Annotated in this window: 27 protein-coding genes; 17 read left to right on the forward strand and 10 right to left on the reverse strand. The window is 71.2% G+C overall.

The window, feature by feature from the left end; genetic code table 11:
- Nucleotides 1–29: 29 nt before the first annotated feature.
- Nucleotides 30–686, reverse strand: a complete 657-nt coding sequence (locus tag BCF44_RS06395; RefSeq protein WP_116173174.1) for a LuxR C-terminal-related transcriptional regulator — start codon at nt 684–686, stop codon at nt 30–32.
- A gap of 94 nt (nt 687–780) precedes the next feature.
- Nucleotides 781–1,341 (reverse strand): TetR/AcrR family transcriptional regulator, encoded by a 561-nt coding sequence (locus BCF44_RS06400; RefSeq protein ID WP_116173175.1) that lies wholly within the window; start codon nt 1,339–1,341, stop codon nt 781–783.
- 47 nt (nt 1,342–1,388) lie between these two features.
- Here BCF44_RS06400 and BCF44_RS06405 point away from each other — a divergent pair, with 47 nt between their 5' ends.
- A complete protein-coding gene (locus BCF44_RS06405; protein ID WP_116173176.1) occupies nt 1,389–1,844 on the forward strand; it encodes an SRPBCC family protein in 456 nt (151 codons plus the stop codon).
- On the opposite strand, the gene BCF44_RS06410 is transcribed toward BCF44_RS06405, so the two are convergent.
- The 4 genes from BCF44_RS06410 to BCF44_RS06425 all read right to left on the reverse strand — a co-directional run bounded on the left by BCF44_RS06410 (nt 1,822) and on the right by BCF44_RS06425 (nt 7,534).
- A complete protein-coding gene (locus BCF44_RS06410) occupies nt 1,822–3,207 on the reverse strand; it encodes an ankyrin repeat domain-containing protein (RefSeq protein WP_116173177.1) in 1,386 nt (461 codons plus the stop codon). The genes BCF44_RS06405 and BCF44_RS06410 overlap by 23 nt on opposite strands.
- Before the next feature lie 78 nt (nt 3,208–3,285).
- Complete coding sequence (locus BCF44_RS06415; RefSeq protein ID WP_116173178.1) at nt 3,286–4,494, reverse strand: glycosyltransferase 87 family protein; 1,209 nt, start codon at nt 4,492–4,494, stop codon at nt 3,286–3,288.
- Between the two features lie 86 nt (nt 4,495–4,580).
- Nucleotides 4,581–6,872: an FtsX-like permease family protein gene (locus BCF44_RS06420; RefSeq protein ID WP_116173179.1), complete on the reverse strand. Its 2,292-nt coding sequence runs from the start codon at nt 6,870–6,872 to the stop codon at nt 4,581–4,583.
- Entirely contained in the window at nt 6,869–7,534 is a 666-nt protein-coding gene (locus BCF44_RS06425) for an ABC transporter ATP-binding protein (RefSeq protein WP_116173180.1), read from the reverse strand. Before BCF44_RS06425 ends, BCF44_RS06420 begins: the two co-directional genes overlap by 4 nt.
- A 179-nt stretch (nt 7,535–7,713) precedes the next feature.
- On the opposite strand from BCF44_RS06425, the gene BCF44_RS06430 reads away from it, so the two are divergent.
- The 4 genes from BCF44_RS06430 (at nt 7,714) to BCF44_RS06445 (ending at nt 11,936) form a co-directional block, all read left to right on the forward strand.
- On the forward strand, nt 7,714–8,883 hold the full coding sequence (locus tag BCF44_RS06430; protein ID WP_147328402.1) for a sensor histidine kinase: 1,170 nt from the start codon (nt 7,714–7,716) through the stop codon (nt 8,881–8,883).
- The gene (locus BCF44_RS06435; protein WP_281283084.1) at nt 8,880–9,524 is read left to right on the forward strand and encodes a response regulator; all 645 of its coding nucleotides are present in this window, start codon (nt 8,880–8,882) and stop codon (nt 9,522–9,524) included. Before BCF44_RS06430 ends, BCF44_RS06435 begins: the two co-directional genes overlap by 4 nt.
- A gap of 161 nt (nt 9,525–9,685) precedes the next feature.
- A complete protein-coding gene (locus BCF44_RS06440) occupies nt 9,686–11,158 on the forward strand; it encodes a sigma-70 family RNA polymerase sigma factor (protein WP_116173182.1) in 1,473 nt (490 codons plus the stop codon).
- Nucleotides 11,159–11,282: 124 nt separating this feature from the next.
- Nucleotides 11,283–11,936, forward strand: a complete 654-nt coding sequence (locus tag BCF44_RS06445; RefSeq protein WP_116173183.1) for a helix-turn-helix transcriptional regulator — start codon at nt 11,283–11,285, stop codon at nt 11,934–11,936.
- 64 nt (nt 11,937–12,000) lie between these two features.
- On the opposite strand, the gene BCF44_RS06450 is transcribed toward BCF44_RS06445, so the two are convergent.
- Genes BCF44_RS06450 through BCF44_RS06465 form a run of 4 tightly spaced genes read right to left on the reverse strand, consistent with a single transcriptional unit; the run spans nt 12,001 to nt 14,048 of the window.
- Nucleotides 12,001–12,642 (reverse strand): hypothetical protein, encoded by a 642-nt coding sequence (locus BCF44_RS06450; RefSeq protein WP_116173184.1) that lies wholly within the window; start codon nt 12,640–12,642, stop codon nt 12,001–12,003.
- A gap of 10 nt (nt 12,643–12,652) precedes the next feature.
- Entirely contained in the window at nt 12,653–13,117 is a 465-nt protein-coding gene (locus BCF44_RS06455; protein ID WP_116173185.1) for a papain-like cysteine protease family protein, read from the reverse strand.
- 2 nt (nt 13,118–13,119) lie between these two features.
- Complete coding sequence (locus BCF44_RS06460) at nt 13,120–13,512, reverse strand: PAAR domain-containing protein (protein ID WP_116173186.1); 393 nt, start codon at nt 13,510–13,512, stop codon at nt 13,120–13,122.
- Entirely contained in the window at nt 13,509–14,048 is a 540-nt protein-coding gene (locus BCF44_RS06465) for a Pvc16 family protein (protein WP_170217366.1), read from the reverse strand. The genes BCF44_RS06460 and BCF44_RS06465 overlap by 4 nt, the downstream gene beginning before the upstream one ends.
- A 182-nt stretch (nt 14,049–14,230) precedes the next feature.
- On the opposite strand from BCF44_RS06465, the gene BCF44_RS06470 reads away from it, so the two are divergent.
- From BCF44_RS06470 to BCF44_RS06520, 12 genes are all read left to right on the forward strand, one after another.
- Nucleotides 14,231–15,742, forward strand: coding sequence for a phage tail sheath family protein (locus BCF44_RS06470; protein WP_116173189.1), 1,512 nt, complete (start codon nt 14,231–14,233; stop codon nt 15,740–15,742).
- Nucleotides 15,743–15,772: 30 nt separating this feature from the next.
- Nucleotides 15,773–16,234: a phage tail protein gene (locus tag BCF44_RS06475; RefSeq protein ID WP_116173190.1), complete on the forward strand. Its 462-nt coding sequence runs from the start codon at nt 15,773–15,775 to the stop codon at nt 16,232–16,234.
- Complete coding sequence (locus BCF44_RS06480; RefSeq protein WP_116173192.1) at nt 16,231–16,620, forward strand: phage tail assembly protein; 390 nt, start codon at nt 16,231–16,233, stop codon at nt 16,618–16,620. Before BCF44_RS06475 ends, BCF44_RS06480 begins: the two co-directional genes overlap by 4 nt.
- Nucleotides 16,621–16,637: 17 nt before the next feature.
- Nucleotides 16,638–16,781 (forward strand): DUF6760 family protein, encoded by a 144-nt coding sequence (locus BCF44_RS58925; RefSeq protein ID WP_342775581.1) that lies wholly within the window; start codon nt 16,638–16,640, stop codon nt 16,779–16,781.
- A 14-nt stretch (nt 16,782–16,795) separates the two neighbouring features.
- Entirely contained in the window at nt 16,796–18,805 is a 2,010-nt protein-coding gene (locus tag BCF44_RS06485) for an eCIS core domain-containing protein (protein ID WP_116173193.1), read from the forward strand.
- Nucleotides 18,806–18,815: 10 nt separating this feature from the next.
- The gene (locus tag BCF44_RS06490) at nt 18,816–19,280 is read left to right on the forward strand and encodes a phage tail protein (RefSeq protein ID WP_116173195.1); all 465 of its coding nucleotides are present in this window, start codon (nt 18,816–18,818) and stop codon (nt 19,278–19,280) included.
- A 9-nt stretch (nt 19,281–19,289) separates the two neighbouring features.
- Nucleotides 19,290–19,736: a phage tail protein gene (locus BCF44_RS06495; RefSeq protein WP_116173196.1), complete on the forward strand. Its 447-nt coding sequence runs from the start codon at nt 19,290–19,292 to the stop codon at nt 19,734–19,736.
- Nucleotides 19,737–19,815: 79 nt separating this feature from the next.
- Entirely contained in the window at nt 19,816–20,604 is a 789-nt protein-coding gene (locus BCF44_RS06500; RefSeq protein ID WP_116173198.1) for a CIS tube protein, read from the forward strand.
- Nucleotides 20,601–22,541 carry a phage baseplate assembly protein V gene (locus BCF44_RS06505; protein WP_147328403.1) on the forward strand — a complete coding sequence of 647 codons (1,941 nt, stop codon included), beginning with the start codon at nt 20,601–20,603 and terminating at the stop codon, nt 22,539–22,541. The genes BCF44_RS06500 and BCF44_RS06505 overlap by 4 nt, the downstream gene beginning before the upstream one ends.
- A gap of 12 nt (nt 22,542–22,553) precedes the next feature.
- On the forward strand, nt 22,554–22,961 hold the full coding sequence (locus BCF44_RS06510) for a GPW/gp25 family protein (RefSeq protein ID WP_116173573.1): 408 nt from the start codon (nt 22,554–22,556) through the stop codon (nt 22,959–22,961).
- Nucleotides 22,961–24,910, forward strand: a complete 1,950-nt coding sequence (locus BCF44_RS06515; protein ID WP_116173201.1) for a putative baseplate assembly protein — start codon at nt 22,961–22,963, stop codon at nt 24,908–24,910. Before BCF44_RS06510 ends, BCF44_RS06515 begins: the two co-directional genes overlap by 1 nt.
- A complete protein-coding gene (locus BCF44_RS06520; RefSeq protein ID WP_116173203.1) occupies nt 24,910–25,449 on the forward strand; it encodes a phage tail protein in 540 nt (179 codons plus the stop codon). Before BCF44_RS06515 ends, BCF44_RS06520 begins: the two co-directional genes overlap by 1 nt.
- Nucleotides 25,450–25,852 lie beyond the last annotated feature (403 nt).

Raw genomic sequence — 25,852 nt, forward strand, 5'->3', positions numbered from 1 at the left:
TGTTTGATTTCTGGGCGAACTCGCGGGGGTCAGCCGGTTACTGAGGTGAGGTGGCGGACTCGGGTGCCTATGCCGGCGTCGCGGGCGCGGGCGATGGCCTCGGCGCGGTCGGCGGCCCGGAGCTTGGTGAAGATCGCCGAGATGTGGTTGCTGACGGTCTTCGGGGCGAGGTGGAGCTGGCGGGCGATGACGGAGTTGGAGCGGCCGTCGGCGATGAGGTCCAGCACCTGGCGTTCGCGGCGGGTGAGCTCCGGGAAGGCCTCCTCGGTCCGGTGCACGGGCGCGGTGAGCAGCTCGATGACGCGGTGCGCCACCCCCTCGCCGAAGATCGCCTCGCCGGCGGCGACACCCCGCGCCGCGCGCAGGATCTCGGGCTGCTGGGCGGACTTGAGCAGGTAGCCGCGCGCGCCGGCGCGGATGGCCTGGTACATCGACTCGTCGTCGTCGGCCAGCGTGAAGACCAGCACGTGCGAGCCGGCGCTGGCCCGGAGCACGGCGCGGACGGCGTCGGCGTCGAAGTCCATGACCACCAGGTCGGGCCGGTGCTGCACGGCGGCGCGCGCGGCCTCGCCGGCGTCACCGGCCTCGGCGACGACGCTGATATCCGCCTCGTTCGCCAGCACGGCCCGCAGCCCGCTGCGCACGACGTGATGGCTGTCGGCGAGAACGACCGAAATGCTCCCCATATCCGCAGCTTGACGGCACCGTTCCCGGCCACGCCAGGGCCCTGAAACAAAATGGGTCAACTTACCCATGCGGCATGGGTAAACCGCGCCAGACCTACTGGAGGCTGGCCACGTACAGGTCGACGAACCGGTCCATCGCGGCGTTCACGGCGCCCAGGTCGCCGGTCGCGAGCAGGTCCAGCAGCAGCCCTCGGGTGACGGCCACCCCCAGCCTCGCACTGATACGTGCGTCGCGCTCGGAAAGTCCGTGACTCTTGCCGAGCTCGGTCAGCGGCCCGAGCCACGCCGTCACGACCTCGGGCAGCAGCGCCTCGGTGCCGGGGCGGCCTTGCAGCGCCTGCCCGTACAGCTCGAAGAACAGCCGCTCGTTGGGGTACAGCGCGGGATCGGTGAACCGCCGCCAGAAGGCCCGGGCGACCTCCTCGGGCGTGCCGCTGCCGTCCAGGTCGGCCAGCGCCGCCCGCTGCCGGGCCTCGACCTCGCGGACGATCTCCACCAGCAGGCCCTCCATCGAGCCGAAGTGGTAGATCAGCATCCGGTGGCTGGTGCCGAGGTCGGCGGCCAGCTGCCGCAGGCTGCGCCCGGCGACGCCGGTGCGGGCCAGCTGGTCGACGGCGGCCTCGAGGAGCCGGCGCTTGGGATCCTTGCCCTCCATTGAACCAGATGGTACATGTACCACTTGGTACACGGAGGGGAGGGGTCATGGCGATCCAGCGCGTGGACGCGCGAGCACGGACGGCGGCGAGCCCGAGGGTGGTGCACGCCCTGCTCCGGGACGGGGCGACCTGGCCGGAGTGGGGCACGGTGGACACGTTCGCCCTGGAGCGGACCGGTCCCGACGGCGGCGAGAGCGTCGGGGCCATCCGCCGGTTCCGCACCGGGCGCCTGTACCGGATGCGCGAGCAGATCGTGGAGATCGTGCCGGACCAGCGGTTCAGCTATGCCCTGCTGTCCGGGCTGCCGCTGCGCGGCTACCGGGCGGACGTCGACCTCACGCCGGTCGACGGCGGCACCGACATCCGCTGGCACAGCACGTTCCACGCCAAGGTGCCCGGCACCGGCTGGATCTACCGGCGGGCCCTGCAGCGGGTGATCGAGCGCTTCGTGCAGGGCCTCGCCGACAGAGCCGACAGGGCTACGGACTCAGCAGCTCGATGAGTTCCTGCTGGCCCTCGTGCTCGGCCCAGCCGAGCGGCGTGGCGTCGAACCTGGCGTCGCGGATCGTGGGGTCGGCGCCGAGGTCGAGCAGCAGCCGGGCCATCGGCAGGTCGCCGCCGCCGGCGGCGTGGTGCAGCGCCGTCGACCACGGCTGCTCGACGGGCACGTCGCCGCGACCGAGGGCGTTGACGTCGAAACCGAGCTCCACCAGCCGGCGCACGGCGTCGATCCGGCCGTTGGAGGCGGCCCACACCACCAACGCGGGCCGCGCGGCGCGCGCAGCAGCCGCCGCGGCGGGATCCACCGGTTCGCCGGCCAGGACGGCGGCGACAAAGGCCTCAACGGGAGCCAAGGAGGGAGCGGGAGCGCCGGCGGCCAGCAGGTAGTCGGCGATCTCGCGGTTCCCGTTGACCAGCGCCAGCTCGACGAAGTCCTGGAACTCCGCCCCGTTGTCCACCAGCAACCGCACCCGGTCCCGCTGGTCGTGCATGACGGCCCAGCGCAGCTGGCTCCGCACCAGTTCTGCGGGGGAGGCCGTGGACAGCCGGGCCCGCCACGGGCCGCCGTCGCCGCGGCCGAGCCCGTAGCGGAACAGCAGCCGCAGGTGGGAGTCGTCGTCGCCGAACTGGCGGTTGTACAGCGTCTGCGAGTCGTTGGCGTCGGCCCCGGCCCGCAGCAGCACCTCGGCGAGCTCCAGCGACCGCGGGTGCCGTGGCTGCCGTACCGGCCCCATCTCGCCCTCGCCGAACACGCCCGTGAGCAGCGTGAACGGCGACGTCAACCCGTGCCACAGGTACCCGGTGTTGGGGTCGGCGCCGGCGGCCAGCAGCACCCTGGCCGTCCGAAGTGGATCCCCCAGGCCGACCCGGGAGTACGTCAGGTAGCACAGCGGTTCCCACAGGTGCGGCCCGCCTTCGCGCCGGGCCAGCGACGGGTCGGCGGCCACCAGCGACTCGACCCGAGCGGCGTCGGCGGCCGCCGCGGCCGCCCAGATGTGCGGGTCAGCGGGCACAACGGCCCTGGCCCGGTGCGCGGGGTCGTCATCGGTGTAGTTCAGGCAGGCCAGCCGGCAGAACTCGTCGGACGGCGACGTGGCGACGGGCATCCCCGAGCGGCGCGGCCAGCGGTAGCGGTCGATGGCCTCGACGTGCTGCCTGAGCCGCGCCCAGCTGGCGAACCCGTACTCGCGTGCGACCACGAGCTGGGCCGTGGCCAGCGGGAACGGGTCGCTCACGGGTCCGTAGGAGCGTTCGATCCGCTCGACGGCGGCGGCGTCCCCGGCCTGGACGGCCCGGTGCAGCGCACGGGCCTGGTGGCGCAGGTGTTCCAGGCTGGGGTCGTCAGGAAGCGAAATGGTCGGCATGCCGACCTCCCTTCACAACGCCTGCTGTCCGCGTCGCCAGGCTGAAAGGAGGTACCGGCAAGCAACCACAAGAACCGCTCAGGCGGGCTGAGCCCTTTCCGCGGACCGGCGGCTCCCTGCGAGCCACCTCCGACCATAGCGCATGCCGATCCCGACGAGCAGCGCGATGAGCGTCCACGTGTAGGGGTTGCGCACGAAGAAGCCGAGCGGGCCGTCGACGATGTCCCACGAGATGAAGCCGGTGTCCATGCCGTGCTGGAAGTCCAGCGGTGGCAGCCGGGTCGGCATCGCCGAGCCGGCCACGAACACCAGCGCCGGCACCCACCAGGACAGCCCGCGCGCCGACAGGGCGACGATCACGGGGATGAACCACACCCAGTGGTGCTCCCAGGAGAAGGGCGACACCGCGCACGCCGTCATGCCGGCCAGGCCCAGCGCCAGCACGCGGTCGCCGCGCCGGTCGACCAGGCCGGCGATGGCGATGCCGGCCAGGCCCACCACCACGCCGGCCAGCAGCCACGGCACCTTCGAGCCGTCCTCGCCGAACACTCGCGCCAACATGCCGTGGATCGACTGGTCGGACCAGTTCAGCAGCGGCCCGACGCGGCTGGAGTCGCCGAACACGCCGCCGAACCAGTAGTGCGCGGCCTCGGGCACGAACAGCAGCCCCACCACGACGGTCACGGCGAACGTCGCCAGCGCGGTGACGGCCTCCCGCCACCGGCGGGCGAACAGCAGGTAGCCGACGAAGATCAGTGGCGTCAGCTTCACCGCCGCGGCCAGGCCCACACCCACACCGGCCCATGTGGACGGCCGGTTCCGGCACAGGTCGAACAGGATCAGGGCGAGCAGGATCAGGTTGATCTGTCCCAGCAGCAGGCTGGTGCGCACCGGCTCCAGCCACAGCGCGGCCGCGGCGAACACGAACGTCAGCTCCGGCGGCAGGCCGACGATCGCCCGGCAGCGCTGCACGATCAACCACAGCAGACCGAGGTTGCCGGCCACCCACACCGCGCACAGCACGGGCAGCGGGATGATCGCCAGCGGCGCGAAGAACACCGCCGCGAACGGGGGATAGGTGAAGAACATCGGCCCCAGCACGCCCTGCGCGTACAGCGGCTGCCCGCTCAGCCAGGCCTTGGCGCCGGCCTGGTAGACCTGCATGTCGATGAGCCCGCCGCTGGGCCACAGCGCCACCATCGCCACGGCGGCGCCGACGGCCACGTAGAACACCGTCCGGGCGTTGGCGACCAGCCATTTTTGGGCAGGGTCGATCCTGAGGAGCATCGCTCGTGTTCCTTCCCCCAGTGAGGGTCTCTAGCGGTATGAGTCGCCAGAGCTCGCGTTGTTGCGGCGAATTCGTGTCGGCTACGTCACTCGGCCGAGTAGTCGCGGGCGCTGAAGGTGCGCAGCACCGGCCCGCAGGCGGCCGCCGCGGCCAGCGCGACCGCGAAGCCGGCGACTCCCGGCGCGAGAATCCACGGGCTGAGCAGGGATTCGCCGTGACCGGAAATGCTGTGCGTGATGTCGAGCAGGCCGAGGCCGACGAGCATGCCGGCCAGCGACGAGCCGATCGTGGCCACCAGCACCGGCAGCACGACCTCGCGCCGCAACGCCCGCGCCAGCACCCGGACCGGCGTGCCGGCCGCGATCAGGGCCCCGAACGTGCGCCGGCGGTCGATGACCGAACCGGCCGCCGCCACGGCCGCGCTGGCCCCGCTGAGCAGGGCCATGAGCCCCAGCCCGATGGCGGTCGCCCGCCGCAGGTCCGCCATCAGCGTGTCCATGTGGCCGATGTCGCGGTAGTTGTCGGAGACCGCCACGTCGGGCAGCACCCGCACCACCGCCGTGTACACGGCGTCCTTGGTGGACGGAGTCGTGACGGTGGCGGCCCCGGTCGGCTTCGCCGCCAGGTCCGGGAACACCGCCGGGTCGATCACGATCATGTCCGTCCAGTCGGACAGCTTGTGCAGCGGCACGTCCGCCGGCAGCGGCCTGGCCGACGGGGTGTCGGTGGGCGTGCTGGGGTTCAGACGGAACTCCATGCTGTGCAGGGCGTCCGAGGAGCCGCGGGGGAGGTAGACGGCTGGGCCGTCGGTGCAGTCGCTCGTGGACAGTCCGGATAGGACCATGGCGATGTCCTTGCACGGCGCGATGACGGCCTCGTAGCTTGGCCGATTCTCGTCCGAAGTGGACGTCAGCGAACCGCCGACCAGTGGAATCACCGGCGCGTTGAGGTTGCGTCGAGCCAGCTCGGCCCGCAGTTCGGCGATCGCGTCGGTGTGCGGGCCGACGGTGCTCTGGCCGACCGTCTGCGCGACGATCGCGTTGTCCTTCCACGGGCCGCTGAACGTCGGCATCTCCCGTTCGAGACCCGGCAGCATGGTCAACGCCATCGAGCCGGCGAACACCGCCACCACCACGCCCGCCGCCGCACGGAACGACGCCACCGGATCGCCGAGCAGCCGCCGGCCGGCCAGCAGCGTGGACGGCTTGCGCCAGCGGCCGACGAAGTACCGTCCGACCAGCGCGGTGACCACCGGCCCGGCCAGCACCAGCGCCACCGCGACGGCGCCGAGGCCGACCAGCACGACCGTGAACCGGTCGAGGTCGGACCGCCCGCCGGTGGCGATCGACAGGCCCAGCAGGAATACGCCGCCCGCCGCCACCAGCCCGAGCAGCCGGGCGGGGCTGATCTTGCGCCGGGACTGCTCCGCGGCGGCCATCAGCGGCCGGTCGACGACGCGGCGCAGCCCCAGCACCGCCGCCCCGACCACCAGCACCGGCGCCAGCACCGCGACGAAGCCCACGAACAGCGGCCCGGACGTGAAGTCGCCGGGCAGCCAGGTTCCGCCGCCCCACGGGATCATCGCCGTCAGGTGGCTCAGCGGCTGCGCGACGGCGACCGCGAGCACGCTGCCCAGGACCGCCCCGATCACCGTCTCCACGGCCGTCATGGCGATCACCTGCACCGGCGTCGCGCCGGCCAGTCGCAGCGCCGCCAGCCGGCGTTCGCGGCGGGTCGCGGTCAGCCGCGCCGCCGACGCCACCAGCACCAGGCACGGCACGATCAGCACCACCATGCCGACGCGGGTCAGCAGGTACAGCATGTCGCCGTTGTCCTGGGCGACGGCGTCGTTGCCGCCGAAGCCGGCGAGGAAGCGACCGTCGATCGTGCCGGGCTGGTGGCCGATGATCGCCACCAGTTCGTCCGGGTACTCCAGCGCCTGATCGCCGATCTCGCCGACGACCTGCCCCGGGAACCGGTCGCCGAGCAACTGCGGCGGCGTGGCCTTGACCAGGTCCGCGAGCACCGGCGACAGCAGCACCTCGCCCGGTCCCGGCACCTTGGAGATGCCCGGCGCCAGCGTCGGCGTGTTGCCGGCCTTGGTCAGGGCCACGTCGAAGCGGTGAATCAGCTTGCCGTCGTACTGGTCGCTGTTCGTGGCCATGGCCATCAGCGCGCGGGTGTCCTGTTGGCTCACGGCGTTGTCGGTGCTGCGCCATGCCGTGCGTTCGGCCCGGTGCTGCAACGCGTTCGGCGCGGAGGCCAGCCACAACACCAGCGACACGCCCAGAGCCACGCCCACCGTGACCAACGCGGTGCCGATCCGGCTACGGGAGTCGTTCCGCAGCACGGCAAGCGCGATACGGAACACACTCATGAGTAGACCTCCTGGAGAATGCGACCGTCGCTCAGCTCGACGACCCGCCGAGCGCGGCCGGCGATGGCGGCGTCGTGCGTCACGACGACGACCGCCGCGCCGGATTCCGCCGCGGACGTCAGGAGGGCGGACATCATGTCCTGGCCGGTGCGGGTGTCCAGGGCGCCGGTCGGCTCGTCGGCGAAGATCACCCGCGGCCGGTGCGCCAGCGCCCGCGCGATGGCGACCCGCTGCGCCTGCCCGCCGGACATCTCCCCGGGCCGCCGCTTCTCCAACCCGACCAGCCCCAGCCTGGCCAGCCAGTCCCGGGCATCGGCCACGGCCTGCTGGCGCGGCATCCCGGCGAGCAGCAGCGGCAGCGCCGCGTTCTCCTCGGCGGTCAGCTCCGCCACGAGCATCCCCGACTGGAACACGAAGCCGAAGGCGGTGCGCCGCAGCTCGCTGCGCGCCGCCTCGGACAGCGTGCCCACGGACTGCCCGTCCAGGAACACGTCGCCGCTGTCCGGCCGCAGGATGCCGGACAGCACGTGCAGCAGGCTCGTCTTGCCGGACCCGGACGGCCCGACGACGGCCAGCACCTGGCCCGGCTCGATGCTGATGTCCACGCCGTCCAGCGCGTGCACACCGCCGTAGTGTTTGGTCAGACCCCGTCCCGCCAGCACCGGTGCCACTCCTCACCCTCCGATCCCTCGTGTCGGGGTCAGACGATGCCGGCGCGGGCGGGTCGGCCACCTCGGCCGAGCAGCACGGGCCCGCGGCCGTCCATCGGCCGAATGACCGATGCCGCGCCGGGCCGGTCGGCCGAGGTCACGGGGCGTCGACCGGCCGTACTGTGTCCTTCGTGGACCGACTGCTGACCGCGCTGCGCGCCCCCGTTTTCATCGGCGCCGGCGTCATGGCGGTGTACGTGCTGCAAACCGGATCGACGGTGCTCTACGGATTCCGGCTGTCCGAGCTGGGCATGGCGGTGTTCGTCCTGCCGGTCTGCGTCGCCGCGGTCATCTGCGCCAAGCGCCCGGTGCTGGCGGTGGCCGTGGCCAGCGTCGCCGCCGGCGTCGGCACGGTCTACGCCCGGGCCTACCACGTCTACCCGCCGGCGTGGCTCAGCCCGCTCACGCCCGCGGAGACCGTCGCCTTCCTGGTCATCATCGTCACGGTGGTGTTCAGCGGAGAGACCGGGGCCGCGATCTTCGAGCTCGGGCTGCTGTGCGCGTCGGCGACGTTCGCCCTGCTGTTCCGCGAGACCTCCCTCATCTTCTCGCTGGAGCGGCGGCTCAGCTTCGCGTTGGACGTCGCGGTCGTCGCCGTTGCCGTCCTGCTTGGCATCTACCTGCGGGCCCGTGACGGCATCCGCCGCCGCGCCCTGGCCACCGCCGTCACCGACGCCCAGCGGGCCGAACGCGTGGAGCTGGCCCGCGAGCTGCACGACGTCGTCGCGCACCACGTCACCGGCATGGTGGTGCAGGCGCAGGCGGCGCTGACCGTCGCCGACAACGACCCGCTGGCCGCGCACCGGCTGCTGCCCGGCATCGTCAACTCCGGCACCGACGCGCTGGCGGCGATGCGCCGGCTCGTCGGCACGCTGCGCGAAAGTGAGCCCCTCTACACCGCCACCACCGACCTCGACGCCGACGTCCGGGCCGCCGTCGACCGCGCCCAGCAGGCCGGCGTCCCGGTGCGGCTGACCATGCGGCTGCCGGCCGTCGTGCCGCAGGAGGTCGGCCGGTCGGTGCTGCGGCTGGTCCAGGAGTCGCTGACCAACGTGCACAAGCACGCCAACGACCCCACGCTGGTGGCGGTCGAACTCACGACCGGGTCGGACGCGTTGCGACTGATGGTGCGCGACGACGGCAAGGGCGGACGCGTCACGCCCGTCGGCGGGTCGGGTGGCTACGGTCTGGTCGGTATGAGAGAACGGGTGGAGCTGCTCGGCGGCCTGTTCTCCGCGGGCGAGGTGGCCGGCGGCTGGCAGGTGCTGGCCGAGCTACCACTCAAGGGGGAGGCGCGTTGACCGTCCGGGTGTTGATCGCCGATGACCAGGAGATGGTCCGGGTCGGGTTCCGGATGATCATCGACAACCAGCCGGACCTGGAGGTGGTCGCCGACGTCCCCGACGGCGTGACCGCGCTGACCCAGGCCCGGGAGCTGCGGCCGGACGTGTGCCTGGTGGACATCCGGATGCCCGGGATCGACGGGCTGGAGGTGACCCGGCAGCTGGCCGGGCGCGGGGTCGCCGACCCGATCAAGGTCGTGGTGGTGACCACCTTCGACCTGGACGAGTACGTCTACGCCGCGCTGGAGAACGGGGCCTGCGGCTTCCTGCTCAAGGACGCCGGCCCGGCGCTGCTCGTCGAGGCGGTCCGGGCGGCCGCGGCCGGCAACGCGCTGATCTCCCCGCAGATCACCCTGCGGATGCTCCAACATTTCACTCGGCCGTCGGAGGGCGCGGACCTCGACCTGTTGACCCAACGCGAACAGGACGTGGTGCGGGAGGTCGCGCGGGGTCTGACCAACACCGAGATCGCCGGGGCGTTGTTCCTGTCGCTGTCGACGGTGAAAACGCACCTGGCTTCCGTGCAGAACAAGATCGGTGCCCGAAATCGGGTGGAGATTGCCGCCTGGGCCTGGCGAACCGGTCTCGTGACCGCCTAGCGTTCCGCAGGTACTCTGTCAAGCGATCTGTCACTCAATGGAGACCGTCGCGTGACATGTGTACAGGCGCATAGGGATTTCCCTAACGGCGGTTCGGCCGCAACCGAAGGCTCCGCTCAGTCGATCGTCAATCCCGCGTTCCGACCCTACGGTTCTATATCGTGCAGGACGCGCAGCTTGTCGGCGCCATCGTGGAAGGCGACCGGCAGGGGTGGGCCGAACTCTACGAGAGGTACGCCGACCCCCTTTACACCTATTGTGTCTCCCAGTTGCAGGACCGTGAGGCGGCGGCCGACGTCCTGCACGACACACTGATCGTCGCCACGGAGCGCGTCGCGCAACTGCGCGACCCGGAACGGCTGCGCCCCTGGCTGTACGCGATCGCCCGCAACGAGTGCCACCGCCGCCGGCGCAGCCACCGCCGGCTGGTCGCGCTGGAGGAGGCCGGCGACGTGCCGGCCGCGGCCGAGGACGTGGACGGCGAGCTGCGGCTGGAGGAGATGCGCCGGCTGGTGCGCGACGCCGTGGAGGGTCTGAACCCGAGCGAGCGCGAGGTGCTGGAGCTGGCCGGCACGCACGGCCTGACCGGCCAGGACCTGGCCGCGGCGCTGGACGTGTCCGTCAATCACGCCAACGCCTTGCTGTCCCGGGCCCGCCAGCAGTTCGAGCGGTCGCTGGGCGCGCTGATCATCGCCCGCACCGGGCGGGCGGCGTGCGGGGTGCTCGACGACATGCTCCGCAGCTGGGATGGTCGGATGACCCCGTTGCTGCGCAAGCGGATCGCGCGGCACATCGAGAACTGTGAGACCTGCGGCGAGAACAAGAAGCGGCGGGTCAACGCCAAGCAGCTGCTGGCCATGATCCCGCTGCTGGTGGCCGGCGGCGAGGTCGCCGACAAGGTGGCGCAGCAGCGGGAGAACCCGGAGCTGGTCAGCTACCGGCGCGGACTGGCCGAACGCGCCGGCCCCTTTCGGCGCGACGGCTTCCCCGTGAGCCAGGTGCGCCGATATCGACCGCCGTACGTCACGATCGCGGCGGTCAGCGTGCTGATCATCGCCCTGGGCATCTACATGTTCGCGCCGGCCCCGCGCGACCAGAACGAGGCGCTGCCGCCGTCGGAGACGACGACGCTGCCGGTGTCGGTGCCGACGACAACCGAGGACACGTCGACGACGACCGTCACGACGACGACCGATCCGACGACCACCACGGTCGTCACCACGACCAAGGCGGCCGCCGTGCCGCCGAAGACGGTGGTGGTCACGACCACCATCACGACGACGACCACGACCCCGCCGACATCGGCGGTGACGACGACCACGACCACCACACCGTCGTCGTCGACCCCGCCGCCGCCGGGCACGCTCGGCGTCACTCCGCGTGAGATCAACCTCAACGCGGGGCCGGGCACGGTCAGGGTCTCGTCGAAGGGGGGAACGCTGACGTGGACCGCGTCCAGCGCCGACCCCGCCATCAAGATCTCACCGTCGGCGGGCACCCTTGCCGCGAACGACACGGTGGATACCACCATTTCGCTCACCCGCTCCGACAACGCGGGCGGCGCGAAGGTGGTGTACACCGCGACCGGCGGCCAGGCCATCACGGTGAGTGTGAGTTGGTCCGTCATCTCGTGACGCAGAGAAGTCACCATAAATTTCTGGAGAAAAGTTGTTGTTCCTCGATCCGCCCAGGTCTCCCAGCTTCGGGCGGCCACTCCTGTGAGCCGTCCGCACGCTGAAGCCGAAGGAGACAGGCGAGATGGAAACTGACACGGCGGCAACGACGCTGACCCGGGTCCCGGTGCTCGTGCGGGCCACGGATCCGATCCTGCAGGGCGGGGTCGCCGTCACGCTGCGCACCAGGCCGGAGATCCGGCTGGTGGACGAGGACGCGGCGGAGGCGAGATCGGCGGTGGTCTTCGTGGTCGCCGACCGGCTCGACGACCAGGCCGTCAAGCTGCTGCGCACGCTGCAGTGCGGCGGCCACACCAAGGTGGCGCTCATCGCCGGCCAGATCGACGACAACGAGATCCTCACCGCGGTGGAGAACGGCGTCTGCGCCGTCGCCCGCCGCGCGGAGATCAACGCCGACGCGCTGGTCCGGCTGGCCCAGGCGGTCAACACCGGCGAGGGCGCGCTGCCGCCCGACCTGCTGGGCCGGCTGCTGGACCGGGTCGCCCGGCTCCAGCGCAACGTGCTGGAGCCGCGCGGGCTGCACCTGGGCGGCACCTCCGCCCGCGAGACCGAGGTGCTGCGCCTGGTCGCGGAGGGCTACTCCACCAAGGAGATCGCCGAGCAGCTGTGCTACTCGCAGCGCACCGTGAAGGCGATCATGCACGACATCACCAACCGGTTCCATCTGCGCAACCGGCCGCACGCCGTGGCGTACGCGCTGCGGGAAGGCCTGATCTGACACGGCATTCGTTGTTCTGACCGAGAGGGGCGGCGCGGACGGCCGCCCCTCTCGGTCTGCCGGTTCAGTGCCAGTAACCGGCGCCCGTCCCCACCACTTCGGCGTTGTAGTGCTGGTTCCAGCTGACCAGGTGCGAGAAGAAGCCGTTCAGCTGGACGTTCAGCTGGATCGGCAGCGCCGCGATCGGCCCCGAGTTGGCGTCGCCGCGGTTCATCGCGTGGTTGGGCACGATCGCCCGCACGTCCACCGAGAAGTCCGGCGGCAGGTAGTTGACCTGGATCCACGGCGCCACGTAGTCCAGGTAGCGGCCCACGCCGTTGTGGCTGGCGCCGTAGTAGAACGAGATGCCGACCAGGAAGTCGTAGTCGGCCTGCCAGACCCGCCACCACTCGCTGGACGCCTTGAAGTGCAGGCTGATGCTGTGCGGCTCGGAGCCCCAGCCGGTCAGCGACATCGGGTCCACCCCGGACGGCACCGCGTTGGCGTACTCGGTGGCGTTGATGGTGGCGGTGTTGTGCAGCAGGTCGATCACGGTCTTGCCGACGTTGACGATGGTGTCGACCGCGCTGTCGCCGCCGATGGTCTCCTCGCCGGGCCCGGTGCCGGCGAGCTCGTCGCTCGCGGTGTAGCTGGCGAAGTTGGCCGCGTCGGCCTGCATCGCCTGCTCGAAGTCGCTCTGGCTGACCTGTGGTGTGGTGTCGGTCATCGGGATTCTCCTAGCGGGTCGCGAAGATGTTGGCGCGCGAGTTCGCGCCCAGCTCGAACGAGCGCTCGAACGTGTCGTAGTCCAGCTGCTGCGGACCGTGGATCGGGTCGTTGTAGTACATCCAGGTGCCGGCCATGGTGCCGTCCGACCAGATGCCGTACAGCACCACGGCGTGGCTCACGGTGCCCTGCGCGCTCTGCTTGATCACGATCCACAGTGGACCGTGGTTGGACAGCTCGGTCGCCCAGTACGGCGGGATCGCGCACGCCGGGTAGATCTCCCGGACGCCCCACTGCAGGGCGATCGGCTCGATGCGGTCCCAGGTCATGGCCACGTCCCGGTACTCGCCGAGCACCGTGTCCAGGTCGGAGCCCGCCAGCATGGCGATGCCGGCGGCCCAGCAGCTGGTGTTGTCGTGCTGGTACACCATGCCCACGGTCTCGCTGTGGCTGACCGGCTCCCAGGGCTCTGTCATCGTCAACCGCCGATCATCACGGTGCCCGCGCCGACGATGGAGCTCGTCGGCGCCGGGGCAGGGTCGTTGCAGGTGTTCACCTTGTCGCCGACGCGGGCGGCCGGCTTGTTGTTGATGAAGACGGTGCCGCTGCCCGCGATCACGGTGCCCTGGTTGGTCGGCGGCGTCTGGAAGGTGCCGCCCGGCGGGATGTGCACCGGCGAGTTCATCGCGGTGCTGCCGACGGTGGCCGCCGGCATGCCGCCGATCATCACGTTCGTGCTGCAGTTGCCGACGATCTTGCCGGTGAACGGCAGCGGCATCGGCGTCGGCACCGGGCCACCCGGAGACGGCACCATGATGATGTGCGTGTCGGTGCCGACGACCTGGTCGCCCTGCTTGGCCCCGAAGCTCATTCCGCCTCCTCGATCCGCTTGCGGGCCCAGGTCTTCCCGTTCACGGGCGCGGCCGGCGGCCGGACGGTCCTCGCCACGCCCAGGTGCATCTCGTCGGCGGGCTTGGCCAGTTCCGTGTCGACCGGCGGCACATAGGCCGCGTTGACCGTCAGCACGAAGGAGGCCCGCGGCGGGAACCCCAGCTCGCTCGGCATCGCCGCGCCGATCTTGAGGTCCAGCCCGGTGTCCTCGTCGGTCAGCGCGATCAGCGCCTGCCCGAGCAGGTCGTGCTCCGTCTCGGGATCGGCGGCGTGCGCCTGCACCACATAGGACAGTTCGTAGCGACGGGTCGGCGGCCGCCGACCGAGCAGCGTGCCGTCCGCGGCCCGCACGTCGTCCCAGCCGGCGGACCGGCCGCGCGCGTCGTCCCGCAGCCCGAACAGCGTGAGGGAGACGGCGGGTTGGCCGCCATCGGGCACGGCAAGCAGAACGGCGGTGCCGTCCGGCAGCCGTTTCCGCAGCAGGTCGCGCAGCGCCTGGTCGACGGTGGGGATCACACCACGAAGTGTCCGGTTCGGCCGCCGGCGATCGCAGTGGCGGACAGGCGTCCTTTCGGACCCGACCGGTTCGCCCCTAGGTGCAGTCCTGGCCGCCCCAGGTCGCGCCCCACCGTCGCTGTGAATCTGGGTGTTTCCCGGTCACGATTTCGTCGTCGCAAGTGTCTGTCAGGGAGGGCCCGATGCCAAGCAGCTACCTCGCGCCCGGCGTGTACATGGAGGAAGTCTCATCGGGCTCGCGGCCGATCGAGGCCGTCGGGACCGCGGTCGCCGCCTTCGTCGGATTCGCCGAGAAGGGGCCGGTCAACGAGCCGGTCCTGGTCACCAGCTGGACCCAGTTCAAGCGTTCCTTCGGCGACTTCGTCGAGGGCTACCACCTCGCGCACGCCGTCTACGGGTACTTCCTCAACGGTGGCGGCACCGCGTACGTCGTCCGCGTCGGAGGGGTCGCGGACGGCGACGGCGCCGCGCCGGTGGCCGAGCTGCCGTCCGCGGCGGACGGCCGGGTCGCGCTGACCGTGTCCGCCAAGCAGGCCGACACCGCCGGGCTCAGCGTCGAGGTGCAGCCGGCCGGCGACCCCACCGACGACAGCTTCAAGCTGGTGGTCAAGCAGGGCGGCCAGCCCGTCGAGACCTTCGACAACGTCACCACCCGCCGCGGCGCCAACAACGTCGTCACGGTCGTGAAGGCGCAGTCCAAGCTGATCACCGTCGAGGACACCAAGGGCAAGGTGCTGGCGGTGCCGCAGGTCGGCGAGGTCGCGCTGCCCGCCGGCGGCGACGCGCCGGTCAGCGCCAACGACTACGTCGGCGACTCCGCCGACCGCACCGGCTTCGGCGGCCTGGAGGCGATCGACAACGTCACCATGCTGTGCGTGCCGGACCTGATGGCCGCCTACCAGCACGGCAAGCTGTCGCTGGACGACGTCAAGGCCGTGCAGCTGGCGATGATCGCGCACTGCGAGCTGATGTCCGACCGCGTGGCCATCCTGGACACCCCGCCCGGCCTGAACGCCCAGCGCGTCAAGGAATGGCGGATGGACTTCACCGGCTACGACTCCAAGTACGCGGCCATGTACTGGCCGTGGATCAAGGTCGCCGACCCGGTGGCCGGCAAGCAGGTCTTCGTGCCGCCGAGCGGCCACATGGCCGGCATCTGGGCCCGCAACGACGCCAACCGCGGCGTGCACAAGGCCCCGGCCAACGAGGTGGTGCGCGGCGCGGTCACGCTGGAGCTCAACATCACCAAGGGCGAGCACGACACGCTCAACCCGGTGTCGGTCAACTGCATCCGGGCGTTCCCCGGCCAGGGCATCCGGGTGTGGGGCGCGCGCACGCTGTCCAGCGACCCGGAGTGGCGCTACCTCAACGTGCGGCGGCTGTTCAACTACGTCGAGAAGTCGATCCTCCAGGGCACCAACTGGGTCGTGTTCGAGCCCAACGACCCGAAGCTGTGGGACTCGGTCAAGCGGACCATCACCATGTTCCTGCGCCGGGTGTGGCGGGACGGGGCGCTGTTCGGCCGGACGCCGGCCGAGGCGTTCTTCGTCAAGTGCGACGAGGAGAACAACCCGCCGGAGAACCGCGACGCCGGCATCCTGACCGTGGAGCTGGGCATCGCGCCGGTCAAACCGGCCGAGTTCGTGGTGTTCCGCATCTCCCAGTTCTCCGAGGGCGCTTCGCTCGAAGAGTAAACCCGAACCGTCCACGAAGGAGACACGAAGATGCCTGCCGGACTCGGCCCCAACCAACCGAGCGACGCGCTCACCGCGGCCCGCTTCTCCATCACCATCGACGGCTACGAGATCGCCTCCTTCGCGGAGCTGCTCGGCATCACCACCGAGGTCGAGGCGGTCGAGCTGATGGAGTCCACGGACAAGGCCGTGGTGCTCAAGAAGCTGCCCGGCAAGACCAAGCCGCCGACGCTGGTGCTCAAGCGCGGCAAGAACACCAGCATGGAGCTGTGGGCGTGGCACGAGGCCGTGCTCAACGGCGACATCGTGGCCGCCCGCAAGAGCTGCTCGCTGGTGATGTACTCCACCGACGGCAAGCCGGTCGCCCGCTACCACCTGGAGCACGCGTGGCCGGCCAAGCTGGAGATCGGCGCGTTGAAGGCCGGCGCCAGCGAGGTGCTGATGGAGACCGTCACCCTGGTCTGCGAGCACATCCAGCGGGTGGCGCCGTGACTGCCGTGCAGGAGACGCTGCGCACGGAGTACCCGTTCACGCTGCCGCGCGGCTACGTGGACGAGAACGGCCGGGTGCACCGCAACGGCGTCATGCGGCTGGCCACGGCCCGGGACGAGATCACCACGCAGGCCGACCAGCGCTCCAAGCAGAACCCCGCGTACCTCACGGTGTTGCTGCTGGAGCGCACGGTCACCGAGCTCGGCGAACTGTCCGCGGTGGACACGTTCGTCATCGAGAACCTGTTCGCCTCGGACCTGGCTTTCCTCCAGGACCTGTACCGGCGCATCAACCAGGACGGCCACACCGAGGTCGCCGTCAGCTGCCCGCACTGCGGCAAGGACTTCGGGGTCGACATCGCCGGTGATGCGCCGGGGGGATTCTGACGTGCGCGGCTGACCGGATCTGGGAGGAAGTCGCGTACGTCGCCTACTACCTGCACTGGACCTTCGGCTCGATCCTCGACCTGGAGCACCCGGTGCGGCAGCGGATGATCGCCGAGATCGGCCGCATCCACACCCAGCTGGCGGAGCAGAACGAGATGTAGGAGGGGAGGGGCGGATGCGCTGGCCGTTCCGCAGGCGTGCCACCGAGACCGGCGAGCCGGTCGCCGACTCGGCCGTCGCCGAGCGCGGTGCTGTCGAGTCCGGTGTCGTCGAGCGCCCGCAGCACCGGGAGTGGTCCGCCCTTCCGCCGCTGCCGGCCACCTTCGCCGCGAAGGCGCCGCTGGTCATCGGCCCCGCCCCGGTGCTGCCGCCGCTGCCCGGCCGGCGCGAGCCGATGCCGGCCAGCGACCCGGCGCTGCGCGGTTCCGTGCAGGGCATCGCCTCCGTGCTGAAGCCGGTGCGGTTCGAGCGCGCCGCCGCCGAGGTCGTGCACCGGCCGGTCCGGCGGCGGGTCGTCGTCCGGCCGGAGGCTCCCGTCGAGCCCGAGCCACTGACCTATGTGGACGAACAGCACGTCGAGGAGCCGCGCGAGCCCAGGGTTCCGCACCGCGCCCCGGCCTGGCTGCGCTACACCCCGCCGGCGTGGATGATGCAGCAGCAGGGCGACGAGCCGGGCATCCCGGACCTGCCGCTGCCGATCATGGAGACGCCCACGCCGCCTCCGCCGCCACCCGTGCCGGTGGTGAAGCCCAAGCCGGAGCGGCGGATGACCTTGGGGCAGGCCCGGCGGTTGGGCCTCGGCGCGCCGATTTCCCCCGCCTCGCAACAGAATGCCACCCAGGACGAAGACCCTGAGGAGCCTGCTCCAGCGGCCGTCCACCACCCACCCGAGCCTGTCCACCAGGTGCCGGAACTCGTGCACCGGCCTGCCACGCCGGAGCCGCAAGCACCGGACGTTCCGACGACGCAAGAAGCCACGCCGCTGATCCACGAATCGGTGCCGGGTGAGCTCGCCACGGCCATGCGCCAGACGCACGGCGTGGACGTCGCCGACGTACCGGTGGTCCGTGGCCCGGTGGTGTCCGCGCAGGCGCGATCCCTTGGCGCGCGGGCATTCACGCGCGCCGGCAAGGTTCATCTGCCGGACGAGGCCGGCCCCGTGACCTCGCCGAAGGCGCGTGGCCTCATCGCGCACGAACTCGTGCACGCCGTGCAGCAGCGCACCCTCGGGCTGTCGCTGCCGTCGCCGTCGTCCGAGCACGGCCAGGCGCTGGAGGCCGAAGCCGTTGCGGTGGAACGCTTCTACGCCGGCGAGCCCGCGGCCCCGCAGCCGCTGATCCACGCGCCCCGCAACACGCCTGCAGCGCCGGTCGTCGACACGCACGCCCAACTCGCGCCCACCGCAACCGTCACCACCACCCCGGCCGTCACCCCGCCGCAGCAGCCCCAGACGCAGCAGCAGCCGGTGATCGACAGCCGGGTGCGGCAGGAGGTCGACCGGCTCGCCACCGAGACGGCCCGGCGCGTCGTCGAGCAGGAGTGGCAGAACCCCTCGCTCACCCCGCAGCAGCGACAGGCCCTCGGCCTACCCGCGCAGCAGCAACAGGATCAGCAGCAGGACCAGCCCGACCCGACCGCCGGCTTCCTCGAAGCGGCGGTGCTGTCGCGGCTGCGGCCGTCACGGATGCGGCACGCCCCGCCGGCGCCGCCCGATCCCCAACACCCGTCCCAGCCGCAGCACGGACCGTTGTCGCAGACCACCGCGACAACGGTTCCGGCGCAGACGCCCCAGGGCACCACGCCGCAGCAGCAACAACAGCAGCAGGACCAGCCGCCGGTCGACTCCACCGCGGGCTTCCTGGAGGCGGCGGTGCTGGGACGCCTGACCCACCACGGCCACCACCTGCACCGCGACACCGTCCAGCAGCAATCGCAGACGCCGCAACAACAGCAGGCCCACCAGTCGAGCCAGCCGCAGTCGCAGGCCCTCACCCAGCACACCGCCAGCACCACCGCCGCCACCACCAGCGCGACCGCCGACACCGCCGCGCACCACCGGGTCGACATCAACGACCTCGACCTGGAGGAGCTGTCCGCCCGGCTCTACACGCGGCTGCGCAGCCGGCTGCGTCTGGAGCTGCTGGTCGACCGGGAACGCGCCGGCCAGTTGACCGACTACCGATAGGGGAGACGTCATGCCACTCAACGACCAGTCGGTGATCGGCCTGGCCAACCGGTTCACCGTCAAGGTGACGCCGGGCGAGCACGACCTGGGCAGCTGGACCAAGGCCGAGGGCCTGGACGTGACCTGGGACGTCGCCGACTACCGGGCCGGCGACTCCGGCAACCAGCGCTGGTACTTCCCGGCCGCCACCAAGTACAGCCACGTGCGGCTGTCCCGGGCCGCCGCGCAGGGCGACTCGCAGAAGGTCAAGGACTGGCTGAGCCAGACCTCCTTCCACCACAAGGGCGGCATGGAGGTGCAGATCGTGCTGCACGACTCGTCGACCAAGAAGGTGCTGGACTGGCACCTGAAGAACGCCATGCCGGCCAAGTGGTCCATCGCCAACTTCGAGGCCGGCGGCAGCAACGTGGCCATCGAGACACTGGAGCTGGTGCACGAGGGCTTCCTCGACGACGACGTCAGCTACGGGGGCTGAGCCGTGCCGATGAACCCGATGGCCATGCTCGGCCTGGTCACACGCTTCCACGTCTCGGTCGACGGCGTCGACCTGGGCGGCTGGGCGCGGTGCTCGGGGCTGAGCGTGGACTTCAAGCCCGAGCCCTGGTACGAGGGCGGCGACTACCAGCATCCGACCTACCTGCCGGGCCGCATCGAGTACCCGCCGATCACCTTGCAGCGGGCCATGAACGCGCAGGACACGCCGCGCGTGCAGGCCTGGCTGAGCAGCAAGGCGTCGAGCTGGGTGACCGCCAACAGCAGCGGCGGCGGTGGCACCGCGCAGATCACCCTGTTCGACGCCAAGGCGCAGAAGGTTGCCAGCTGGTCGCTGCGCAACGTGTACCCGAGCAAGTGGGACGGGCCGGAGCTGGACGCCCGCACCCTCGGGGTGGCCATCGAAAGCCTGCAACTCGTGCATGAGGGGTTTCTGTGACCGAGCTTGCGAGGGAACCATCCAACACTGCGACCGCGGTCGCGGACCTTGGTGTTGCGAGCGTTAGCGAGGTAGGGCCGTGACTGGGGCACTGGGCATTGCCGCGGCCGGGCTGGACGTCGCCGCGGGGGCGGCCATCGGGGCCGCCGCGCTGGCCGGCGCGCGGGTGCCGGCGATGCTGCGCTGCACCGACCCGGCGAACTTCGGCGTGGTGCCGTTCGACTTCAACCCGAACGAGATCAAGATGTCCCGGCAGAGCCAGAACGGCAACCGGTCCACGCCGCGCTCGACCAACGGCAGCAGCAACGCGATGGTCACGCAGAACGTGCAGAACTCGACCATCAACGTGAACAAGGTGCTGCTGGAGGGCATGACCACCAAGCTGCGCTGCGACACGCTGCTGGGCTGGATGGACCCGGGCAGCGCGCTGAACCTCGTCGCCGTGGTCGCCGCGCTGGCCGGCGCCAACCTCACCACCGAGCCGCCCACGCTGACCTTCCAGTGGGGTCCGCCGATGATCGGCTTCATGTACAGCGTGCGGATGACCAACTGCCAGATCACCTACAACCGGTTCACCTCGGCCGGAATCCCCATCCGCGCGTCGATCGACCTGACGCTGACCGAGGTGCCGAGCCTGCTCGGCAGCCTGCCGATGAACCCGACCTCCGGCGGCCGTCCGGGCCGGCGCACGCACACCGTCGGCCAGGGCGAGACGCTCCAGTCGATCGCCACCGCCAACTACGGGACTCCCGCGCTGTGGCGGCGGATCGCCGAGGTCAACGGCATCGACGACCCGACCCGAGTGCGCCCCGGCACCACCGTGTACCTGCCCAACGCCGACGAGCTGACGGCCGGGAGCGCGCGATGATGCCCGGCGGGCTGCTGGGGCAGGCGAGCGCCCTGGTCTGGCCCACGATCAAGGTCGGCGCGGTGATGGGCCTGCCGCTGTCGCCCCTGGTGCAGAGCCAGGTGATCCGCGCGGTCGTCGACACGCACCTGCACCTGCCGGACATGTTCGAGATCACCTTCGTCGACGAGGCCGGCACCGTCGCCGACGACGCCGGCCTGTCCATCGGGACCGCCGTGGAGATCCTCGCTGGCGACGCGACCAGCACCAGCACCACGTCGCTGATCAAGGGCGAGGTCACCGCCATCGAGGCCATCTGCGCCGACTCCGTCGTGTACACCGTGATCCGCGGCTACGAGAAGGCGCACCGGCTCCAGCGGGCCCGCCGCACGCGGACGTTCCTCAACATGAAGGACTCCGACATCGCCCGGCAGGTCGCCAACCACGCCGGCCTGGACGTCGGGACCATCGACGAGTCCAGCACCACCCACACCCACATCGCGCAGGTCGCCCAGACCGACTGGGAGTTCCTGGTGGCCCGCGCGCGCGAGATCGGCTTCGAGACCGGCGTCGTCGGTGGGGAGTTCTTCTTCCGTAAGGCATCCGGGCAGTCTTCGGGCGGCTTGGGCGGTGCGCTGGACGCGTTGGCCAGCGCAGTCGGCATCGGTGGCGGCCCGACGCTGACGTTCAAGGACAACCTGGTCAGCTTCTTCCCCCGGATCTCCGCCGCGAACATCACGCCGGACGTCGAGGTCCGGGTCTGGGACGCCAAGTCCGCGCGGGTGGCCGTCGGCTCGGCGTCGGCGTCCACCGGCACCGCGCAGATCGACGGCGAGGATCCCGGCCGGCTGGCCAATTCCTTCACCGACGGCCTGCTGCCACCGCTGCCGCACCTGCCGGCGCTGCCGCCGATCCCCGGCCTGCCGCACATCGACTTCGGCTCCTCGCCCAGCAACACGGCCTACGTGGTCGTCGACCGTCCACTCGCGACCGGATCGGCCGCGGACTCCGCCGCCGACGAGGCCGCCAAGGGCCTGGCCGACCACATCGCCAGCACCTTCGCCGAGGCCGAGGGCACCGCCGTCGGCGACCCGAAGATCCAGGCCGGCGTCAAGGTGACCGTCGCGCAGGTGCCCAAGCAGTTCGCCGGCAGCTGGACCGTGACCAACGCCAAGCACATCTTCGATCCGGCGGAGAACGGCTACCACACCAGGTTCTACGTCAGCGGACGCCAGGACCGGTCGCTGTTCAAGCTCGCCTCCGGCTCCTCGCAGCCCCATCCGGGGATGGCGGGTCTCGTGTGCGGCGTGATCACCAACGCCAACGACCCGGACAGCAAGGGCAAGGTGAAGGTCGCCCTGCCGTGGCTGTCGCCGAACTACGAGTCCGACTGGGCGCGGGTCGTGCAGCTCGGCGCCGGCCGCCGCAGCGGCATGGTGTTCGTGCCCGAGGTTGGCGACGAAGTGTTGCTGGGCTTCGAGTTCGGCGACCCGCGCCGGCCGTACGTGATCGGCGGTCTGGTCAACGACAACTCGTCGTACGAGCCGCTGAGCTCCGCCGTCAACGGCTCCGGCACGGTGGTCAAGCGGGGCATCACCTCGCCCGCCGGCAACGGCTTGCTGCTCTCCGACGAGCTGCCGCCCGGTCCGCCCGGGGCCGCGCCGCCGACCACGTCGTCGGTGACGCTGGGCACCGGCGACGGCAACCTCGGGCTGGCCATCGACCAGGTCGGCGGCACCGTCACGCTGACGTGCAAGCCGGCCCCGCCGGCCAGCCGCACCCCGGCCGGGTCGCTCACCATCGACTGCTCCGGGGCGGGCTCCATCACGATCAAGGCCGGCGCCGGTGGCCTGAAGATCACCAGCGACGGGCAGCTGGAGCTGTCCGGCCAGGCCGGCGTCAAGATCTCCAGCCCCGCCCTCGTCGAGGTGCAGGGCCAGATGATCAAGCTGAACTGAGAAGAGGCAGTGGTGTCACAGGACTTCGTCGGCGCCGGGTGGGGGTTCCCGCTGGGCGTGTCGCCGCGCGGCGGCATCGAGCTGGTCCGCCGCGAGGTGGAACTGGAGCAGGCCATGCGGCTGATCCTGGCCACCTATCCCGGCGAGCGGCCGATGCGGCCGGCGTTCGGCAGCCGGCTGCGGGACTTCGTGTTCCGGCCGGCCGACTCGGCCACCGCGGCCGAGCTGGCCGAGGAGGTCCGCAACGCGCTGCTGCGCTGGGAGGCCCGGGTCGACATCGAGCTGGTCGACGTTCGGCCGGATCCCGACGACCGCAGCGTGCTGTACATCGACATCAGCTACCGGATCAAGCACACGAACGACCGCCGCAACCTGGTGTTCCCGTTCTACACCATCCCCGAGGACGGGAGTGACTACTGATGCCGTTGCCGGTGCCCAACCTCGACGACCGCCGGTTCCAGGACCTGGTGGACGACGCCAAGCGCATGGTGATGCGCCGCTGTCCGGAGTGGACGGACCACAACGTGTCCGATCCCGGCGTGACGCTCATCGAGACCTTTGCGTACATGACCGACCAGCTGCTGTTCCGGCTGAACCAGGTGCCCGACCGGCTGTACGTGAAGTTCCTGGACATGATCGGCCTGCGGCTGATCCCCGCCACGCCGGCCGAGGTCCCGGTCACGTTCTGGCTGTCCGCGCCCGCGATCACCTCGGTCGGCGTGGCCCTGGGCACCAGCGTCGCCACGCCGCGGACCGACCTGGAGGAGTCGATCCTGTTCAGCACCAGGCGTGATCTCCAGATCGTGCCGTGTGCCCTGAGCCAGGTCGCGACGTACGTGGTGGGCGACGAGGCCCCGGTCGACCACACCGAGGAACTCAAGCTGGGCCGCAACTTCCCGGCGTTCAGCATGGTGCCGCAGGTCGACGACGTGCTGCTGGTCGGCCTGACCGACCCCGTGCCGAGCTGCGTCGTCCGGCTCGATTTCGACTGCCACGTCGAGGGTGTCGGCGTGCACCCCGAGCAGCCGCCGCTCGTGTGGGAGGCGTGGACCGGCGCCGGCTGGACGGAATGCCTTGTCTCCAAAGACGAAACCGGCGCACTGAACAAGGCCGGCGGCGTTCTGGTCCACGTCCCCGACACGCACGAGGCGTCGGTGCAGGTCGGTCAGCGCGCCGGCTGGCTGCGGGCGCGGGTGATCGCCGTGCCGCCGGAGTTCCCGACCTACAGCGACTCCCCGGTGATCATGGGCCTGTCGGCCTGCACCGTCGGCGGAACCGTGCCCGCGATCCACGCCGAGATCGTCGACGTCGAGGCGTTGGGCTTGTCGGAAGGCGTGTCCGGGCAGCAGTTCCGGCTGTCGCGCGTGCCGCTGCTCGGCGGCGTGGCGTCGCCGGTCGTCGAGGTCAGTTCCGACGACGGCTGGCAGGAATGGCAGCAGGTCAGCGGATTCGCGTGGAGCGGTCCGTCGGATCGGCACTACATCCTGGACGAGGTCGCCGGCACCGTCTCCTTCGGCCCCGCAGTCCGGGACGCCGACGGCAGCGTCCGTCAGCACGGCGCCGTGCCCGAGGCCGGCGAGACCGTGCGGATTCGGCGCTATGCCACCGGCGGTGGCCGTCAGGGCAATGTCGGCAAGGGCACCATCCGGCAGCTGAAGTCGTCGATCCCGTTCGTGGACCGGGTGGAGAACCTGGAGTTCGCCAAGGGCGGCGTGGACGCCGAGACCATCGACGAGGCCAAGGCCCGCGGCCCCATCCTGCTGCGGACCCGCAGCCGTGCCGTCACCGCCGAGGACTACGAGGCCATCGTCGCCGAGATCGCCCCCGAGCTGGCGCGGGTCCGGTGTGTGACCGCCGGCGAGGACGACGTCCAGGCCGGCGCCGTGCGGGTGCTCGTCGTGCCGGCCGCGTCCGAGGAGGGCGGCATCAAGCTGGGGGAGTTGGTACCCGAGGAGGGTATGCTCCGCCGGATCGCCGAGCACCTGGACCAGGTGCGCCTCATCGGCACCCGGGTGCTCGTCGAGCCCCCGCGCTACCGTGGCATCACCGTCGTCGCCCGCCTCGTCGCCCGTCCCCGCGTCGACACCGTTCGAGTCCGCGCCGACGCTCTGGCCGCGTTGTACGCGTACCTCAATCCCATCAGCGGCGGTCCGGACGGCACCGGCTGGCCCTTCGGCCGCCCGGTTGCGTCCGGCGAGATCTTCGGTCTGCTGCAGCGGATTCGCGGCGTCGACATGGTCGAGGACGTCCGCCTGTTCGGCGCCAACCCCGTGACCGGTGTTCGGGAAGGAGAGAGCCAGCGCATCGAGTTGGACTCGTGCAGCCTGGTCTTCTCGTTCGAGCACCAGGTGAGAGTGGAGCAGCACTGATGCGTGGCACCGTGCCCGGTCTGCCGAGTGCCGTTCCGCTGACGGCCATGCTGCCCGGCATCTTCCAGGAGGACCCGTTCACCGTCCGGTTCGTCGGCGGCTTCGACGACGTGCTGGCTCCCATCCTGTCCACTTTGGACAACCTGGGTGCGTATCTCGACCCCGCGCTGGCGCCCGAGGACTTCCTCGCCTGGCTCGCCGGCTGGGTCGGTCTCGAGCTGGACGAGAGCTGGCCGGTCGAGCGCCAGCGCGCCGCCATCGCCCGCGCCGCCCAGATGTATCGCATGCGGGGCACCGTGTCCGGTCTCCGGGACAACCTCGAGGTCCTCACCGGCGGACGCGCCCAGGTCGCCGACAGCGGCGGCGTCGCGTGGTCCGTCACCCCCGGCGCCCCTTTCCCCGGCCAGGACCAGCCGCGGCTGGCCGTCCGCGTTTCCGTGGCCGACCCGTCGGCCGTGTCCGTCAGTGCCGTCGACGCCGTCGTGTCCGCCGCCAAGCCGGCGCACGTCGTGCACAGGGTGGAGGTGGTGGGGTCGTGATCGTGTGTCGGAGTTGTGGCTTCCACAACAAGGATGCCGACTCTTTCTGCGGGTCCTGCGGTGAGTTCCTGGAGTGGACCGGGGAGAAGATCACCCCCAAGCCGGCTCCCGTCGTCGAGCCGGAGCCGGAGGAGCCCGCGCCGGCGAAGCGCAGTCTCCTGGAGCGGATCCAGTCGTTCGTGTACATGGACGTCGGCGAGCGCGACCCCCTGCCCGCGCCCACCGGCCCTCCCGGCTTCGGTGGCCCGCCCCGTCCCGGCCCGCCCGGCGTCGGCGGCCCCCCGCGCCCGCCCGGTCCTCCCGGCGTTGGCGGTCCTCCCGGCGTAGCCGGTCCTCCCGGTCCTCCGGGGGTTGGCGGTCCTCCGCGGCCTCCCGGCCCTCCCGGTGTCGGTGCGCCGCCTGC

The organism is Kutzneria buriramensis (assembly GCF_003387475.1).
GTDB lineage: Bacteria > Actinomycetota > Actinomycetes > Mycobacteriales > Pseudonocardiaceae > Kutzneria > Kutzneria buriramensis.